We start from the raw sequence: 16,957 nt of genomic DNA on the forward strand, positions 1-16,957 counted from the left end.
TTACAATCAAAACTTTACAGAAATCGCTTTCCCATTATAATCGACGTTTTTTTGAGTCCCGTCCTGAAGAGTTACAGTAAACTTACGGTTCTTCAACATTCCCTCATACGCACCTTTTCTTGCCCCTATCCTCAATTTACGAGATGCATTATTCCAAGAGATTGGAATTTCCGTATAAGCTCCTTTTTCGTAATTGTAATTATCAAATTCATCTTCATATAAAATGAAGTTTCCATTCGCACCCGCATACACCTTCAATTCAAGATGATCCCACGGTTTTTCAGTTGCATACTGAACTTGTGGACCGACAGGAATAATACTACCCGCTTTTACATACAATGGAATAACATCAAGTGTCGTTTCTTTAGTAATTTCCTTTCCGCCTTCATGTTTCTCGTTCGTCCAGAAGTCATACCATAGCGTTCCTGCCGGTAAGTATATTTTAGTAGATTTCGTTTCCATGAAATCCACAGCAGCGTCAGTTTTTGTTTTTTTCGCTCCATCTCTGTTCCATCCTTCTTCTTCGGAGACTTTTACCACAGCTTCCGGTGTATATTGTGCATGAGCAATCGGAGCCACAAGGATCGATTTTCCAAACATATATTCGTCATTGATATCCCACACCTTTCTGTCATCTACAAAATCCATCATCAAAGCGCGCATAAAACTCGATTGGCGATTGCTCACCTCCCAAGAAGTAGAATAAATATAAGGCAACAGAGAGTAACGTAAACCTATCATCTTCTCGATAGCATCATATACAGGCTCACCCTTCTTTCCGAACTTATAGATTTCCCTATAAACATCCGTCCCGTGCGAACGCATCATCGGATTGAACGTTCCAAACTGCAACCAACGCACATAAAGCTCCTGATACAATGGATTTTTCGAAGCACTATCATCATTCCAGCTTTTATTATAGTGTCCTGCAAAAAAGCCACCAATATCACTGTTCCAATGAGGCATACCACACAAAGAGAAGTTTAATCCGGCAGGAATCTGATTTCTAAAACTCTCCCAGGTGGAAGCGACATCACCACTCCATACATTTGCACCATAACGTTGTTGCCCCAAGAATCCCGAACGGGTTAAAATAAACACACGTTTGTCCGAAGTCACTGCACGCTGATGGTCGTAAACCCCTCCGACAGTCATCAACGGATAAGCATTACGCACCTTACGGAACGAGCCCAGATAGGTTTTGGTATCCATATCCTCCGGCTTCCAGTCCAAATGATCGGGTTCGGTAGAGTCCATCCACCAGGCATCCATTCCCAACTTGAAAATTCCATCATTCAGATATTTCCAATAAATATCACGCGCTTCGGGATTGTAAGCATCATACACCCTTACACCGGAAGGATATTCCATGTTGGGGGGCCATGACTCCAATCCCGATTGCGGCCAGGTAGTGAAGCTAAACAACATCCCTTTTTTGTCCAATTCTCTATAAGGTTTGGTCATCGGTCCGAATGACGACCAGATAGATATAGCCATGTGTGCGTTCATCGCATGAACATCCTCCATCATCTTTTGAGGATTATTGAAAGTCGGATTCTGAAAATCCATCGCATTCCACAAATAGTTATGCCCCCAATATTGCCAGTCCTGAATAATGCCATCCAAGGGAATACCCAATTCACGATATTTACGAACAACGTCTACCACTTCCTCCTGGCTCTTATATCTTTCTTTACTTTGCCAGTAACCATAAGTCCATAAAGGAAACATCGGTGCTTGTCCGGTCAAGCTGCGTACCTGTGCTATTACACCATCGGCATTCTTCCCATACATGAAATAATAGTCCACACAGTCACCTACTTCAGAGCGGAAAGATGTTTCAGTTTCGTTATCTGTAAAAAGAGTCGGCGAATAGTTATCCCAAAACACACCATATCCTTTAGTAGACTGGAAGAAAGGTGACACATCTTCAACATTTCCCTGTATCAGATTTTTAGTCATGTTCCGCTGAATCATCTTTCCATTTTGCAATTGCCCCAAACCATAGATGGCTTCCTCCTTATCTAATACAAAAGGTTGATAAACCTGATAAGTTTTTGTCCCTGCATCATCGAAATCGATAAACTGCACATCGGATTTCTCTGTCAATAGCGCCTTGCCATCCTTTGAGAAAAAAGAAACAACTCCCGTCCCGGCGTCCACACTGACACGTAGTTCACTAGTGTTCAATACAATCTTATTATCTTGTATGTCAGCTTTGAAACTCATCTTTTCAGGTTTGGCAATTACAGAAAGACTCTGTTTTTCATAGGCAACACCTTCCGGAGACTTTATTACTCTCGCCACAGCAGGCGCAAAGAATTGTACTTCTATATCCACTGCATTCACAGTAGTCTTGATACCGGACGATGTTTTCTGATAGTTTTGTGCGAATAAAATATTTGTGTTGAAGCATAAACATATGCCCCAAAATAGATGATGTATTTTCATAATTATAGAATGACAAGGTTTCTAATTAATTACCAGCTGATGTTGCATACAAGCCAATCATTGCTCCTGTAAATCCCTCTGCTACGTTTGTAGAAAGAATATCACCGGAAACGGTTCCTCCTAAATTTATAAAACTCTTTCCATCAGTCGAATAATTAAAACGATAATGATCTCCATTGGCTGTTACTTGCAGTGTCACAGGTCTCTCTACCTCTATCTTTACCTCTCCTAGAACACTTGTTTGACCTTTTTCAGTTCTTTGCAGTATCAGATAATAGTCTTTTCCCTTTTTAGTAATACCGAAGACATAGTGATATCTTTCATTCTGATAACATGTTATACCGGCAAAATCTTTCTCATTTTTCGGTTTGTACTCCATGGTCGCTGCCGCTGTAAATTGATTATGCTGCTGACGGTAGAACAAGGTAGAAGTAGGTTTCACTTCATTGATATTTGAGGTAAAAGGGATGATCCGCAACCCTTTATCGGTCATATCAACGAAATCTTCACGAGGACCTCTAAGACCGATCCATCTAAAGTCTAATGTCTTATCGGAGAAATCATCCTTAAAGACAAAGTTGCCACTAGGCAAATAACCGTTTTTCCCTGTTTGGTTCTCTACTCCCGAAGGCATCTTCAATGTAGGTTTCATAGGGATAAGCCCATTCTCGAAAACGGGAAATGTTCCGCTCCAGTCCACCGGAAGAATAAAGGTTTCGCGTCCGGTATTCACTCTGTTCTTCTCATTGGGGCGTATTCCTAAAAATACACCATAATATTTTCCGTCGGGTCCCTCCACTAAGTCTGCATGACCAGCCCAGTCTACTTTATTCGCTCGGTTTGCAGGAAAATAACGTTGAGTTAAAATAGGATTATTATTTGCCGGAAAATAAGGTCCTTTCGGATGATCACTTACAAAAATGACTTCGCTATGCCAGCCTCCGGTTCCTCCTTCGGCACACATTAAATAATAACGTCCATCTTTCTTATAGATATGAGGAGCTTCAATCCATATCGGCTTTTCTTCTATATTGACGCCACCGTTTACTATGATCCGGTCCGTTCCCGGAACCACTTTATCATTCTCCACATCATAATCCCATATTTTTATGACACGGTGTCCCGAGTAACGCTCGTTTGCTTTAGCAGGAGCATCATTATGTACCACGTATGCCTTGCCATTATCATCAAAGAAAAGAGAAGGATCAATACCTTCAAATTGAAGTTTGATCGGATCACTCCAGCCATTCTCCGGATTCTTTGTCTTTACCACCATATTTCCAAAGCCACCGGAAAATTGAGTCGTTATCATATAAAACGTATCATTATTGGGATTATATCTTATAGCAGGAGCATATACCCCTGCACTAATACCACAATCTTCAACCTTTAATTGTGACGTTCTGTCCAGCACATGACCGATTTGTTTCCAGTTGACCAGATCATTAGAATGGAAAATAGGTACCCCGGGAAACATGGCAAAAGATGAGCACACCAAATAATAATCATTCCCTTTCCGTGTTATACTCGGATCGGGATAGCAACCCTGCAAAATAGGATTATAGAACTCACCCGGCTTTAAAGGATTGTTTTGATAAATAGCATCCTCCCCCTGATAAATAAATTGTGTAAAGACAGGAGCATTTTTCGTTATTTTACCCTTGCCACTCATCTCCATATTAAAAAACAACATAATAAATACGACAAGCCCCACGGATTGCCAGCCCGACAAAATCAATCTTAATGTTCTCATATTATCACTTTTTATTTTCTATAATTTTCTGTTCCATAGTAGTGTTTGCAAATGTATCGATTCGGTTTTATCATATATGTACAATCATGATACAGGCATCTATATACAGGTTACATTTATCACAGACATGTAACATGATTCTTTTCTGATGTAACAAAAAGCCCCAAAACAGAAAAATGGTAAGATAAATGACTACATTACCTATTATTTCAGCACTTTTATCTCCATCATGTAAAAGATTGAATATCAAGCATTAGCAAATATTCATTTTCCTTTAAAAGAAAGCCCCCGTTGGTTTAAAAGAAACGGGGGCTTGGTTTAAAAGAAACGACCCGTTCCTTTTAAAGGAACAAGGTCGTTCTTTCTTTATTCATTCAATAAATAAATCCGGATTGTCTATCTGTAAAAATAAACAAAATTCCAAAGCGGTATTACTGTACGTTCATTACAATCGTTTTCAACTTATTTCTATCAGAAGTTCCTCCATACAGTAATTCATAAGTACCTGCCATCGGATGCATGGTATTAGTCGCCTCATCAAACCATTCGAAACTCTCATGTGTAAGAGGAATGGTTACTGATTTAGTTTGCCCGGCAGGAATGTGGACACGCTTGAAAGCACGCAAGGTATAACGGGGACCGTCTTTATCTGCCGGAGATCGCAGATAAACCTGAACCACTTCATCCCCGTCTCGCTGCCCTACATTACTCACCGGAACAGTCAACATAACAGTTTCTCCATTTCCAATCGTATTCTTACTTAGATCAGCCTCACCATAAGTAAACGTAGTATAACTCAACCCGTGACCGAATGGGAAAAGTGGTTGCTGTTGCATATATCGATAGGTACGCCCCTTCATGGAATAGTCTTCAAAGTCCGGCAATTGATTCACATCCTTATAGAAAGTGACCGGCAGGCGTCCACCGGGATTATACTCTCCCCAAAGAGCATCAACGATAGCTGTACCACCCGCCTGTCCCGGATACCATGCCTGCAGAATCGCTTCACAAGTAGTCGTTTCGGGCACTAGTCCGATAGCTGAACCGGAATAATTGATAAAGACAACCTTTTTACCAGCCTTCTTCAAAGCTTTCAACAAATCACGTTGAACGTCCGGAAGTTCAATATCCGTACGGTCACCACCCTTAAATCCGGGAACTTCTACCGGCATTTCCTCACCTTCCAGACTTGGAGAAATTCCACCTGCAAAAAGAATTACATCAGCATCCATTACTTTCTTCACTGCAAGGTTCAAGTCGATCCCGACCTCTTTGCCCAGATCAAAATCAAGTGTAGCCCTTTCATTCCGTTGTTTGAATAAAATCTCGATATGATACTCTTTTCCAGCTTTCGCCTGTAACGTATAGAGGTTCGTCGGATTCTTAACATATATTTTCTGGGCCACTTGCTCACCATTTATAATAAGAGTCACTTCACCATCCAGTTGGAAACGGAAAGCAACATCACCGGACTGCGAAGGACGAAAGACAGATTCATAACGAGCCGAGAAATTAGTAATTTCCACACCGGGCGCAAATGTAGTAGCCCCTGTTGTCGCAAAATGGAACGGAGTGGAAATCTGATCGGTAGCAGCCACTTCCCCTTCACGATCACGATTATTCCAATATTCTGCCAAGAAACCGGGTTTACCATTTATGCTACATTCATCAAACAGGCTTTGGAGTGTCTTTCCGTCCACACGGTCACAACCCGGTTCGTATATGATTTGTCCTTCCGGTAGTTTGGCACGGACAGCTTCCAATAAGGTAACCGTATGTGCCGGAATACCGTTATAATTTCCCCACTGCATCACGGAGTCATTGGCATTAGGTCCCATAATGGCTACTTTCAGATTGGTATTCAGAGGCAGGATGTTGTTTTTATTCTGCAAGAGCACCAATGATTCACGGGCCATACGCAAAGCCAATGCCTGATGTTCCTTACTATTCAACACAGAGGCTGGAATTTCCGACCAAGCCGGTTGGTCGTCCATTTCTCCCAGTTCAAAACGTGCTGTCAACAAACGTTTCAATGAAATATCTATTTCTTTTTCGTCAATCAAACCGGCTTTTACAGCATCCGCCAGTGAAGCATATTCACCTCCACATTCAAGGTCTGTGCCTGCCCGCACAGCAGCGGCCGAAGCGTGTTCCTTGTCCGGGTGAGTCCCATGCGTTCCCGGTCTATAGAAATCGGAAATCGCTCCACAGTCAGAGACTACAATGCCTTTGTATCCCCATTCATCCCGCAATATTTGCATCAACAGGCGATTACTGCCACAACAAGGCTCTCCCTCAAAACGATTGTAGGCACACATCACTTCCTTTACATGCGCTTTCTGTACCAAATCTTTAAAAGCAGGCAGATAGGTTTCCCATAAATCCCGGGGATCTATATTCTCCGCATCAAAACTATGCCGGTTCCACTCCGGTCCTGAATGAACGGCAAAGTGCTTGGCACATGCGTGCAGCTTATCATATCCGGCATCTTCCGGTCCTTGCAAGCCACGGACTACAGCCATTCCCATTTGTCCTGTCAGATAAGGGTCTTCCCCATATGTTTCTTGACCACGTCCCCAACGAGGGTCACGGAATATATTGACATTCGGTGTCCAGAATGTTAATCCCTGATAGCGTTTCAGCACGCCACTTTCACCGAAAATACGCGATTTTACGCGAGCCTCATCGGAAGTGGCATTGAACACTTCATATAATAATGAATCATTAAAAGAAGCTCCCATACCGATAGACTGGGGAAAAACAGTAGCCAATCCGGCACGTCCCACACCGTGCAACGCCTCATTCCACCACTCATATTCTTTAATTCCCAGTCGAGGGATAGCAGGTGACGCATTTTGCATGATTGATACTTTTTCTTCCAAAGTCAACCGGGGCAACAAATCCTCCGCCCGTTGTTCCGCCGTTAAAGAAGTGTCCTGGTAAGGCAGCAATTGCTTACATGCCGAAAACGATAACACCAAACAAACACCCATAATCGGTATCCAACCTCTTTTCATAATATTATACTTATTAGTTATGATTAATTTGGAAACAAAAATAGCCTATTTCCTAATAAAACAATGTTTTATTGGTTACAAATACATATTTGTGTGTTACATTGACGCATCACAGAACGAATAATCAAAAGAGTCCACATCCACATAACCGCCCACGGAACGTGTAGCATAGTTAAATATGGCAAACTTACTGCCCATGAACATACGGGTGTAGTCAAATTTCATCTTAATAGGCAGACCGACAGGTAGCCATGTTTTCCCATCAAGACTATAAGAAAAACGAGCCTCATCCCGTCCATTGGTAAAGTCACCTTCCACACGCAAGTAGACAAGCTCTTTGTTAAGAGGTATACGGGCTTGTTCGGTCATATCCACACGGCTAATGGCACGCTTCGTTTTCTCAAACACACTTTTCTGTTCACTCATCACAAGAGACAGTTTATTTCCGTTCTTTTCAATCGTAAGCACACCGCTGTCACCATTAAAAGCCGATAATCCTGCACGGTCACCATCTTTCATCCCCCCCAGAGAGAGACTGACAGTGCCCATGCATTTCGGTCCTACCATACGTTGGGTCAACGTATTGGGAGCAACAAACAGGTTATCTACCACACGAGAGGTTTTCAAACGCAGAAATCCGGGACGGTCGGTAAGACTCCATGCCTGATCGACGGGGTTATGATTCCACTGCCAATAGAGGGAAAGCCCGGAAGCGGAAAAATCATCCGAACCGCAGATACCATCCATTGACATATACGATAAAGTGGTATCATTCGGAATGTGCCCGTCCTTGTCTCCCAGCATAGGCCAACCATCTTCCGTCCATGTACAAGGCATGAGACACGGCACACGCCCTACGCCACCACGATCTTGGAAAATGAGTCCGTACCATTCACCGTTTTTCCCGTCTACGATGCATCCCTGACCAACACCGCCATGCCCGTCAAACTCCGTTTCAAGAATGACACGCTTTTCGTAAGGTCCGGTTATCTTATCGGCACGATAGCACACTTCACGACGCAGACGGCCGGGAATACTCCAATCCATAGAAATCATCAGCAAATAATATTTCCCATTATGCTTGATGACGGAACTACCTTCCAACAGACCTTGTTCGTCAGCATCCCGTTCAAATATTTGCTGATTGATGCCACCGGGAAGTACATCGGTCAAATCGGGTTTCAACTCCGTAAGCTGTCCTGTACTGTGAAAGAGATACACCCGCCCGTCATCATCAAACAGAAGCGAACCGTCATGAAAATGCGGGGGACGAGAAAGAAGTTTCCAGGGACCGGCCGGATCTGTCGCAGTATAGACAAACCCACGTCCGGGCGCGCCATTGGCTGTAAACCATACATAGAATTTACCGTCATGATAGCGGATAGATGATGCCCATTGTCCTTGCCCGTAAGCAGTGCCTTCGAGCAGATCATAACGGGGGCCATCGTCAATGCGAGGAAATACGTAGCTGATAGTTTCCCAATGTTTCATGTCCGGCGAACGCATGATAGGCGCTCCCGGCATCAGGTGCATAGTAGTGGAAACCATGTAAAAGTAATCACCTGCGCGACACACCGACATATCGGGCACGTCAGCATAAAGAATAGGATTACGGTATTGTGCTCCGGCTGATAGCGGGAAGAACAATGTAAAAAGAGTACACAGTAAAATAGTGTTGATTTTTGTTTTCAGCATAATCATCGTTTTTTATTAACTGGCTACATTATCTATTATTTGAAAACTAATTATTTAAAATGTTCCTTGTTATCTTCCACATCACAAAAATAGAAAATGCAAACAGATATATTGCCCAAAGTATGCTACATGATTTCTTTGTGATGCTACATATCGAATGAAGAATGTTACATCTATATTTACTCATGTTACATCACCCTATCTCCCAAAGAGAGGAGACTGTATTCAGCCTCCTCTCACTTATTACATACCCGAAACAACAGGTATCAACAACTATTCTTATTACAAGAACTTATCAGAACTCAACCAGTATGCGGAACACCTTTCCCGGATTAGCCGTCCATTCCTGCATAGCTTCCAAAGCTCCTTCCGGTTTGGCAATCTTCGAAATCAGTTCTTCTACCGGACAGTTCCCTTCTTTCATATAATTGATAACTGCACGGAAATCGGCAGGTAACGCATTTCTGGAACCACGGATATCCAGTTCTTTCTGAACGAAATATTTCGTTTGGAAAGCTACTTCGCTCTTGGCATAACCAATGCAAACCACACGTCCTGTAAAACCGACTTCATCCACTGCCATCACGTAAGTGACAGGGCTGCCGACAGCTTCAATCACCACATCGGCACCGAATCCCTCCGTTATCTGTTGCATCCGTTCGTGTACATTCTCCGACTTGGAGTTAATCACATGAGAAGCACCGACCTTTCTCGCCAGTTCCAGTTTCTCGTCATCCAAGTCGACAGCAATGACCGTTGCACCTCTCAAAGCAGCACGCACAATGGCACCGATACCGATCATGCCGCAGCCAATAACCATCACAAACTCATTATCGATTACCTGCGCACGAGATACCGCATGGAATCCGACACTCATCGGTTCAATCAACGCACAATCGCGAGGAGAGATATTACCAGCCGGAATAATCTTCGTCCAAGGTAAAACTGCATATTCGCACATCACTCCATTGCGCTGTACCCCTAACGTTTCATTATGCTCACAGGCATTGACACGACCATTACGACAGGAAGCACATTTACCACAATTGGTATATGGATTCAATGTCACGTTCATCCCTTTTTCGAAGCCAGCCGGAACATCCGGACCGATTTCCTCAATCACTGCTCCTACCTCATGCCCGGGGATTACCGGTAACTTCACCATCGGGTTACGTCCCAAAAAGGTATTCAGGTCAGAGCCACAGAAACCAACATACTTGATTCTTACTAATACTTCACCGGCACCAACGGTCGGTTTTTCCAGTTCAACCACCTTCATTTCGGAGGGATTGACAATTTGAACTGCTTTCATTGGATATGTTTGATAAATAAGTTTATTAATCGATTACTTTATAACCTTTCCAGCCATAATATGCACAGAAGACAAAGCAAATCATCGGTACACAATAGGCCATATAATAGATATGCTCATTGGCATGCATGAAATAAGCCGTCAACTGTGGCAGGCAGGCATTGCCGACAATCGCCATTACCAGAAATGCCGAACCGCTCTTTGTCTGGTTCCCCAGTCCTTTTAACGCCAATGAGAACTGCGTAGGATACATAATAGACATAAAGAAAGAGATGGCCAACATCGCGTATAGCCCGATCATACCTCCCCATATCATCACTACCCCGCACAAAAGAATATTCATCAAGGCGTAAACCAGCAGCATATCCTGTGGACGGAATTTCACCATCAATCCGGTACCGATCCAACGCCCCAGAAGAAATGCGAGCATATACAATCCGAAGAAGGTAGTCGCTGTATCTTCCGGCAATCCGGCATAAGCACAACAGTAAACCAGGAACAGACTGTTTATCGCCGTCTGTCCGCCGTTATAGAAGAATTGCGCGATCACTCCCCACCGCAAGTGTGAGTGCCTCAATACACTGAAGTCTATCAGTTTTTCTTTCCGGCTGCCGTCTTTCGTTTTACCCGAAGAGATCGTTTTACCGGAAGAAGCCGCTTCTCCTTCGTCCCCAATCTTCGGCAATTTTGAAAAGACGAAGATGACAGCTATGCCAATCAACAGTATAGCCAATATCAGATAAGGAAGTTTCATTGCATCCGTTTCCAGTTGGATATAGGCCTGCCAGCCTCCCGGATAATCTACAGGAAGGGTATCTCGCGTGTAATGAGTTCCGCTAAGAATGAGCTTACTCAAAAACATGGCAGCGATAAAAGCTCCGAGTCCATTGAAAGACTGCGCCAGGTTCAATCGGCGGGGAGCGGTTTCGGGTGCTCCTAAAACCGTCACATACGGATTGGCAGCTGTCTCCAGGAAGCACATTCCCGTAGCAATAATAAAGAAGATACAGAGGTAAGCCCAATATTCTTTTAAAATGGCGGCGGGAAAGAAAAGCAGGCCTCCGATTGCAGCTAATACCAATCCGAAAATAATTCCTGCCTTATAGCTGTAACGTTTCATAAACATAGCTATGGGGATTGGGAAAATAAAATAAGCCAACCAGTAGGCAGTCTCGGTAAAGGAGGCTTCAAAGGTATTCAGTTCACATGTCTTCATCAATTGCCGGATCATCGTGGGAAGCAGATTGCTGCTTATCGCCCACAGAAAGAAAAGGCAGAAAACTAACGCTAAAGGTATTGTATATGTATTCTTTTTCATGGTATAAATCCAGTTTTACGATAAGGTTGTTTTCTCCATCATTCGGACATGTTCTTGATGTAAGGAAGTACGGGGAGATCTGTAAATCCATAGAAGTTCCGGGCATTTTCTCCCAAAAAGAGTCTTTTGTCCTCTTCCGTCAACTCGGAAGACTTCACCACAAAATCGTATGACATCTTGTAGGTGATTGCTGTAATGGTGCGCGGATAGTCCGATCCCCACATCAGTTTCTCCATGCCAACTAAATCCGCCGCTTCCCGAATGGCTTTCACTGCTCCATTGAAAGGATAAAACTCATCATTGAAAAGCCAGGTGATTCCTCCGGATTCAATCATCACATTGGAATGACGTGCCAGGCTGATTTGTTTTTTCCAGTCCGGACGTGTGACCATTCCGAAGTGTCCGATCGCTATCCGCAAATTCGGACATTCCTGAATAACCTCTTCCATCTCGGAAACCTGTGTTGCTCCGTCAGCCAAATCGATGGAGAGCATGACATTCCGTTCTTCCATATGATGAAACATCTGCATCATTTCTTCACTATTCAGCATTACCCGTCCCTCTTTTAACAACAAGCGTTGGGCAGGTATTTTTATAGCCTTAAAACCTTTGGCAATAAGCTCTTTCGCCTGCTCCAAAAATCCAGGTTTGCGAAACTCACACATTCCGCAAACAAAGAAACGGTTGGGATAATGGGAAACGACTTCCGACAGATAATCATTCTGAATACCGTCAATAAACTCTTGGGTAATAACAGCCGCAGCCACTTGCGCATAGTCCATATTCGAAAGAAAAACTTCCGCGCTATTCACACCGTCTACCATAAAGGGCGGAACCATTTGCCGGATTTCTCCCATAAATTCCGAACGGCCATTTTCCAAAGTCCGGATAGGCAATCCGTCCACAACAGTATCCTGCCGTAACCACAGATGGGCGTGTGCATCAATAATTGTATAGTCCATACGAATGACTCTGTTTTATGAGTTTGCCCAACTTACACGTTTCTGCTCTCCGATGATCTCCTGCACTTCCCGAACGAGTTCCCAGTCAATAGGTTCTTCGATGAAAGAGATGTTCTTTTTCACATTCTCCGGATTAGTCGTACTAAATAAAGTCGTTGCTATACGGGGATTGCTGACGGAGAACTGCATAGCCAGTTTCTCAATCGGATAATTCTTAGCTTTGCAATGTTCCATTGCTTTACGGCAAGCCTCTACCAATGGTTTGGGAGCCGGATGCCAGGCAGGAACACCACGTTCACTCAACAGTCCCATTGAAAGCGGAGAAGCATTAATCACACCGATTTCTTTGGATTCGAAGTAGTCCAGGAAGTCTGCTAATTTATCATCACACAGGCAATAATGGCAGAAGCTAAGCACAGATTCAACCGTACCGCTTGGTGAATGGTCGATTACCCATTTCAGGTTTTCGAGTTGCAAGTCGGTAATTCCAACGTGTCCTACCACTCCTTTTTCACGCAGCTCGACTAAAGCCGGCAGAGTTTCACTTACAACCTGATTCAAATCGGCAAACTCCACATCGTGCACATTAATCAGGTCGATAAAATCTATATTCAGACGTTCCATGCTCTCATACACACTTTCTGTCGCACGTTTTGCAGAGTAATCCCACAGGTTCACTCCATCTTTTCCATAACGTCCCACTTTGGTAGAAAGATAATAACGGTCGCGAGGAAGATCTTTGAGTGCCTTTCCTAAAACAGTTTCCGCTTTATAATGTCCGTAATAAGGAGACACATCGATAAAGTTCATTCCTGCCTCAACAGCAGTAAACACAGCCTGGATGCCTTCTTTTTCTTTCAAATCATGGAAAACTCCTCCTAAAGAAGAAGCTCCAAAACTAAGAGATGATACTTTCATCCCTGTCTTTCCGATTTCATGGTATTGCATACTTTTAGGTTTTAAATCATTTTGTATGCGGCAAAAATAGGTCAGTAATAGTTTCAGTGCAGCAGAGAGCGGTCGAAAAACCAACGTAACGGTTTACGTAAAAAATATTGCTTCAGATGCTTTTAATTTTCCGGGAATGTGCTTTCTTTGTAAAAAGAATCTAAGTTGCAGACTTTCAAATGGAAAACCGGAAACATACTTCACTCAAAGATCTCGCCCAAGCATTGGGGGTGTCGATTCCTACTGTATCCAGGGCACTAAAAGATAGTCCGGAAATCAGCCGTGAACTTTGCGCCAAAGCAAAGGCACTGGCTAAAGAGATGAACTACCGTCCCAATCCTTTTGCCATGAGCCTGCGGAAGAATGCACCACGTATCATCGGAGTGATCGTCCCGGATATTGTCACTCATTTCTTTGCATCGATTCTGAATGGAATAGAAAATATGGCTATTGCCAACGGGTATTTCGTGATTATCACGACCTCGCATGAGTCTTACGAGCACGAAAAAAGAAATATTGAGAATCTGGTCAATATGCGCGTAGAAGGTATCATCGCCTGTCTGTCTCAAGAAACAACCGATTTCTCCCACATCTCCGCCTTGAAAGACATTAATATGCCACTGATCCTGTTCGACCGTGTTTGCCTGACCGACCAATTTTCATCGGTGATAGCAGATGGGGCCCAATCCGCACAGATGGCTACACAACATCTCTTGGATAATGGAAGTAAACGGGTAGCTTTTATCGGAGGAGCCAATCATCTGGATATTGTAAAGAGAAGAAAACATGGCTATCTGGAAGCCTTGCGTGAGAATCGTATTCCCATCGAAAAAGAGTTGGTAGTTTGCCGGAAGATTGATTATGAGGAAGGCAAGATTGCCACAGAAACTTTACTGTCACTTCCACAGCCTCCGGATGCTATTCTTGCCATGAATGACACATTGGCTTTCGCAGCAATGGAAGTTATCAAAAAACATGGCCTCCGGATTCCGGATGATGTGGCAATCATCGGGTATACGGACGAGCAGCACGCTAATTATGTAGAGCCGAAATTATCTGCAGTGTCACATCAGACTTATAAAATGGGAGAAACTGCCTGCCAACTACTTATCGATCAGATAAAAGGAAATAAGACTATCAAGCAGGTGACGATTCCGACACATTTGCAGATTAGGGAGAGTAGTATAAAAAAATCAAAAATGTAATCTTCTGCAATATAAGCAAGAAGGAACAAAACAAAAGGAATAATTCCTTATATACTTTTAGAAAAACGATATTGCATAATCTCTAAGAAGGCAATTCCGTTATTATTATGAAAAATATAGGTGTTGTATCATTTAGACCCAACACCTATATTCATATTTATTATATTGTTATAAGATTATCTCTCTACAATCTTCTCTAACCTAACATTATATACTAATGCCGAATAAGCTTGGAGAGAACCATCATTACCAGTGCCTGAACCATAACCACTCTGATAGGGGATATACAAAGTCCAAAAATCACCAGCTACCATATGAATCAACGTATAAGACCAACCGGAAATAACACCATTCAATGTAAAATTTGCCGGAGAATCAAACTCTGTAGGCTCTGTTCCTGTATAAGTCTGTTGAACTACATCTCCATTGAAATAAGACATACGATAATGTGCACTTACTGTAGAAGTATATTTAGGAGATTCTGTACCTTCCCCTTTTTTTATCTTCTTTACATATATAGTCTGACTATTCGTCGGATCTGGAAAAGCATGAAGTTTCTCCGGATCATCATTAGCTAAAGCCTGATTTTCAGGACTATTATACACATTGGCGATCGAGTCTATAAAAGCCACACTACGTGCCTGCCAATTATCATAACGGCTAGTCTCTTCCGTTTCACTGCAAGCAGTGAACGCAAGAGCCAGCAATACTAAGGAGAATAAATAGATCTTTTTACTCATTCGTCAAAGGTTTATTGTAAAGTTTTCAATAGAGAAGTGATGCTTACTCTGTCTGCGATGATATTATTCAGTTCAGAGATAGCTACACGCTCTTGTTGCATGGTATCACGGTTACGCAATGTCACGCAGTTATCTTCTAATGTTTGATGATCGACTGTCACACAGTACGGAGTACCAATAGCATCCTGACGGCGATAACGCTTACCGATACTATCCTTTTCGTCATATTGGCAATGGAAGTGGAACTTCAGGCTGTCAATAACTTCACGGGCTTTTTCAGGCAGACCGTCTTTCTTTACCAACGGCATAACTGCCAGTTTCACCGGAGCCAAAGCAGCAGGCAATTTCAGAACCACACGGCTTTCACCATTTTCCAGCTGTTCTTCGCAATAAGACGCGCTCATGATGCTAAGGAACATACGGTCAACACCGATAGAAGTTTCGATTACGTACGGAGTATAAGATTCGTTCAGTTCCGGATCGAAGTATTTGATGCTCTTGCCGGAGAACTTCTCATGTTGAGACAAGTCGAAGTTAGTACGAGAGTGGATACCTTCCACTTCTTTGAATCCGAACGGCATCAGGAACTCAATATCAGTAGCTGCATTTGCGTAGTGAGCCAGTTTATCGTGGTCGTGATAACGATAGCTTGCATCGCCGAATCCAAGAGCTTTATGCCATTTCAGACGGATTTCTTTCCATTTCTTGAACCAGTCAAGTTCAGTTCCCGGTTTTACAAAGAACTGCATTTCCATCTGTTCGAACTCACGCATACGGAAGATGAACTGACGGGCAACGATCTCGTTACGGAAAGCCTTACCAATCTGTGCGATACCGAAAGGAACTTTCATACGACCCGTTTTCTGTACATTGAGGTAGTTTACAAAAATCCCCTGCGCAGTTTCCGGACGAAGATAAATTTTCATGGCTCCGTCGGAAGTAGAACCCATTTCAGTAGAGAACATCAGATTGAACTGACGAACTTCTGTCCAGTTCTTTGTACCGGAGATCGGGCATACGATTTCTTCATCAATAATGATCTGACGCAATTCTTCCAGATTACCATCGTTCAGAGCTTTAGCAAAACGAGTGTGAAGTGCGTCACGTTTTGCCTGATGCTCCAATACACGTCCGTTGGTAGAACGGAATTGAGCCTCATCAAAAGATTCGCCGAATCTCTTGGCAGCTTTCGCTACTTCTTTATTGATTTTATCGTCATACTTAGCCAGCTGATCTTCGATCAACACGTCAGCACGATAACGTTTCTTAGAGTCTTTATTGTCAATCAAAGGGTCATTGAATGCGTCTACGTGTCCGGAAGCCTTCCAGATAGTAGGATGCATAAAGATGGCAGAGTCGATACCGACAATGTTCTCGTGCAACAGCACCATGCTGTCCCACCAGTATTTCTTGATGTTATTTTTCAATTCAACGCCCATCTGACCGTAGTCATACACAGCGCCTAGTCCGTCGTAGATATCGCTCGAAGGGAATACGAAACCATACTCTTTGCAATGCGATACAAGCTTCTTAAAAACGTCTTCTTGTGCCATTTT

The 16,957-nt window shown here is 43.1% G+C and carries 11 protein-coding genes; 1 reads left to right on the top strand and 10 read right to left on the bottom strand.

The annotated features are described in order from the left end of the window. Nucleotides 1–6: 6 nt before the first annotated feature. The 8 genes from I2I04_RS01045 to I2I04_RS01080 all read right to left on the bottom strand — a co-directional run bounded on the left by I2I04_RS01045 (nt 7) and on the right by I2I04_RS01080 (nt 13,456). Nucleotides 7–2,451 carry a TIM-barrel domain-containing protein gene (locus I2I04_RS01045; protein WP_195472237.1) on the bottom strand — a complete coding sequence of 815 codons (2,445 nt, stop codon included), beginning with the start codon at nt 2,449–2,451 and terminating at the stop codon, nt 7–9. A 25-nt stretch (nt 2,452–2,476) separates the two neighbouring features. After that, nucleotides 2,477–4,204 (bottom strand): glycoside hydrolase family 43 protein, encoded by a 1,728-nt coding sequence (locus tag I2I04_RS01050; RefSeq protein ID WP_195654074.1) that lies wholly within the window; start codon nt 4,202–4,204, stop codon nt 2,477–2,479. Nucleotides 4,205–4,635: 431 nt separating this feature from the next. Further along, nucleotides 4,636–7,221 (bottom strand): xylan 1,4-beta-xylosidase, encoded by a 2,586-nt coding sequence (gene xyl3A, locus I2I04_RS01055; protein ID WP_195654075.1) that lies wholly within the window; start codon nt 7,219–7,221, stop codon nt 4,636–4,638. Nucleotides 7,222–7,317: 96 nt separating this feature from the next. After that, a complete protein-coding gene (locus tag I2I04_RS01060) occupies nt 7,318–8,916 on the bottom strand; it encodes a glycoside hydrolase 43 family protein (RefSeq protein WP_143256930.1) in 1,599 nt (532 codons plus the stop codon). Nucleotides 8,917–9,211: 295 nt separating this feature from the next. Next, complete coding sequence (locus I2I04_RS01065) at nt 9,212–10,228, bottom strand: zinc-binding alcohol dehydrogenase family protein (protein ID WP_195472250.1); 1,017 nt, start codon at nt 10,226–10,228, stop codon at nt 9,212–9,214. A gap of 25 nt (nt 10,229–10,253) precedes the next feature. Further along, nucleotides 10,254–11,546: an L-fucose:H+ symporter permease gene (fucP, locus tag I2I04_RS01070; protein ID WP_143256928.1), complete on the bottom strand. Its 1,293-nt coding sequence runs from the start codon at nt 11,544–11,546 to the stop codon at nt 10,254–10,256. Between the two features lie 38 nt (nt 11,547–11,584). After that, nucleotides 11,585–12,508, bottom strand: coding sequence for an amidohydrolase family protein (locus tag I2I04_RS01075; RefSeq protein WP_195654076.1), 924 nt, complete (start codon nt 12,506–12,508; stop codon nt 11,585–11,587). Between the two features lie 15 nt (nt 12,509–12,523). Further along, on the bottom strand, nt 12,524–13,456 hold the full coding sequence (locus I2I04_RS01080; protein ID WP_143256926.1) for an aldo/keto reductase: 933 nt from the start codon (nt 13,454–13,456) through the stop codon (nt 12,524–12,526). Nucleotides 13,457–13,635: 179 nt separating this feature from the next. Between I2I04_RS01080 and I2I04_RS01085 the strand changes: the two genes are divergently transcribed. Beyond that, a complete protein-coding gene (locus tag I2I04_RS01085; RefSeq protein WP_195654077.1) occupies nt 13,636–14,661 on the top strand; it encodes a LacI family DNA-binding transcriptional regulator in 1,026 nt (341 codons plus the stop codon). A 176-nt stretch (nt 14,662–14,837) separates the two neighbouring features. On the opposite strand, the gene I2I04_RS01090 is transcribed toward I2I04_RS01085, so the two are convergent. Then, complete coding sequence (locus I2I04_RS01090; RefSeq protein WP_195470172.1) at nt 14,838–15,401, bottom strand: FKBP-type peptidyl-prolyl cis-trans isomerase; 564 nt, start codon at nt 15,399–15,401, stop codon at nt 14,838–14,840. A gap of 11 nt (nt 15,402–15,412) precedes the next feature. Continuing rightward, nucleotides 15,413–16,954: a glycine--tRNA ligase gene (locus I2I04_RS01095; protein WP_074559048.1), complete on the bottom strand. Its 1,542-nt coding sequence runs from the start codon at nt 16,952–16,954 to the stop codon at nt 15,413–15,415. Between the last annotated feature and the right edge of the window lie 3 nt (nt 16,955–16,957).

This window comes from Bacteroides sp. 1001136B_160425_E2 (assembly GCF_015559655.1).
Classification (GTDB): Bacteria; Bacteroidota; Bacteroidia; order Bacteroidales; family Bacteroidaceae; genus Bacteroides; species Bacteroides luhongzhouii.

Excerpts from the sequence above, each read along its gene's own strand:
- I2I04_RS01060 (WP_143256930.1), bottom strand. The coding sequence starts at position 8,916 with ATGCTGAAAACAAAAATCAACACTATTTTACTGTGTACTCTTTTTACA.
- I2I04_RS01085 (WP_195654077.1), top strand. The coding sequence starts at position 13,636 with ATGGAAAACCGGAAACATACTTCACTCAAAGATCTCGCCCAAGCATTG.
- I2I04_RS01050 (WP_195654074.1), bottom strand. The coding sequence starts at position 4,204 with ATGAGAACATTAAGATTGATTTTGTCGGGCTGGCAATCCGTGGGGCTT.
- I2I04_RS01090 (WP_195470172.1), bottom strand. The coding sequence starts at position 15,401 with ATGAGTAAAAAGATCTATTTATTCTCCTTAGTATTGCTGGCTCTTGCG.
- fucP (WP_143256928.1), bottom strand. The coding sequence starts at position 11,546 with ATGAAAAAGAATACATATACAATACCTTTAGCGTTAGTTTTCTGCCTT.
- I2I04_RS01045 (WP_195472237.1), bottom strand. The coding sequence starts at position 2,451 with ATGAAAATACATCATCTATTTTGGGGCATATGTTTATGCTTCAACACA.
- I2I04_RS01095 (WP_074559048.1), bottom strand. The coding sequence starts at position 16,954 with ATGGCACAAGAAGACGTTTTTAAGAAGCTTGTATCGCATTGCAAAGAG.
- I2I04_RS01075 (WP_195654076.1), bottom strand. The coding sequence starts at position 12,508 with ATGGACTATACAATTATTGATGCACACGCCCATCTGTGGTTACGGCAG.
- I2I04_RS01080 (WP_143256926.1), bottom strand. The coding sequence starts at position 13,456 with ATGCAATACCATGAAATCGGAAAGACAGGGATGAAAGTATCATCTCTT.
- I2I04_RS01065 (WP_195472250.1), bottom strand. The coding sequence starts at position 10,228 with ATGAAAGCAGTTCAAATTGTCAATCCCTCCGAAATGAAGGTGGTTGAA.
- xyl3A (WP_195654075.1), bottom strand. The coding sequence starts at position 7,221 with ATGAAAAGAGGTTGGATACCGATTATGGGTGTTTGTTTGGTGTTATCG.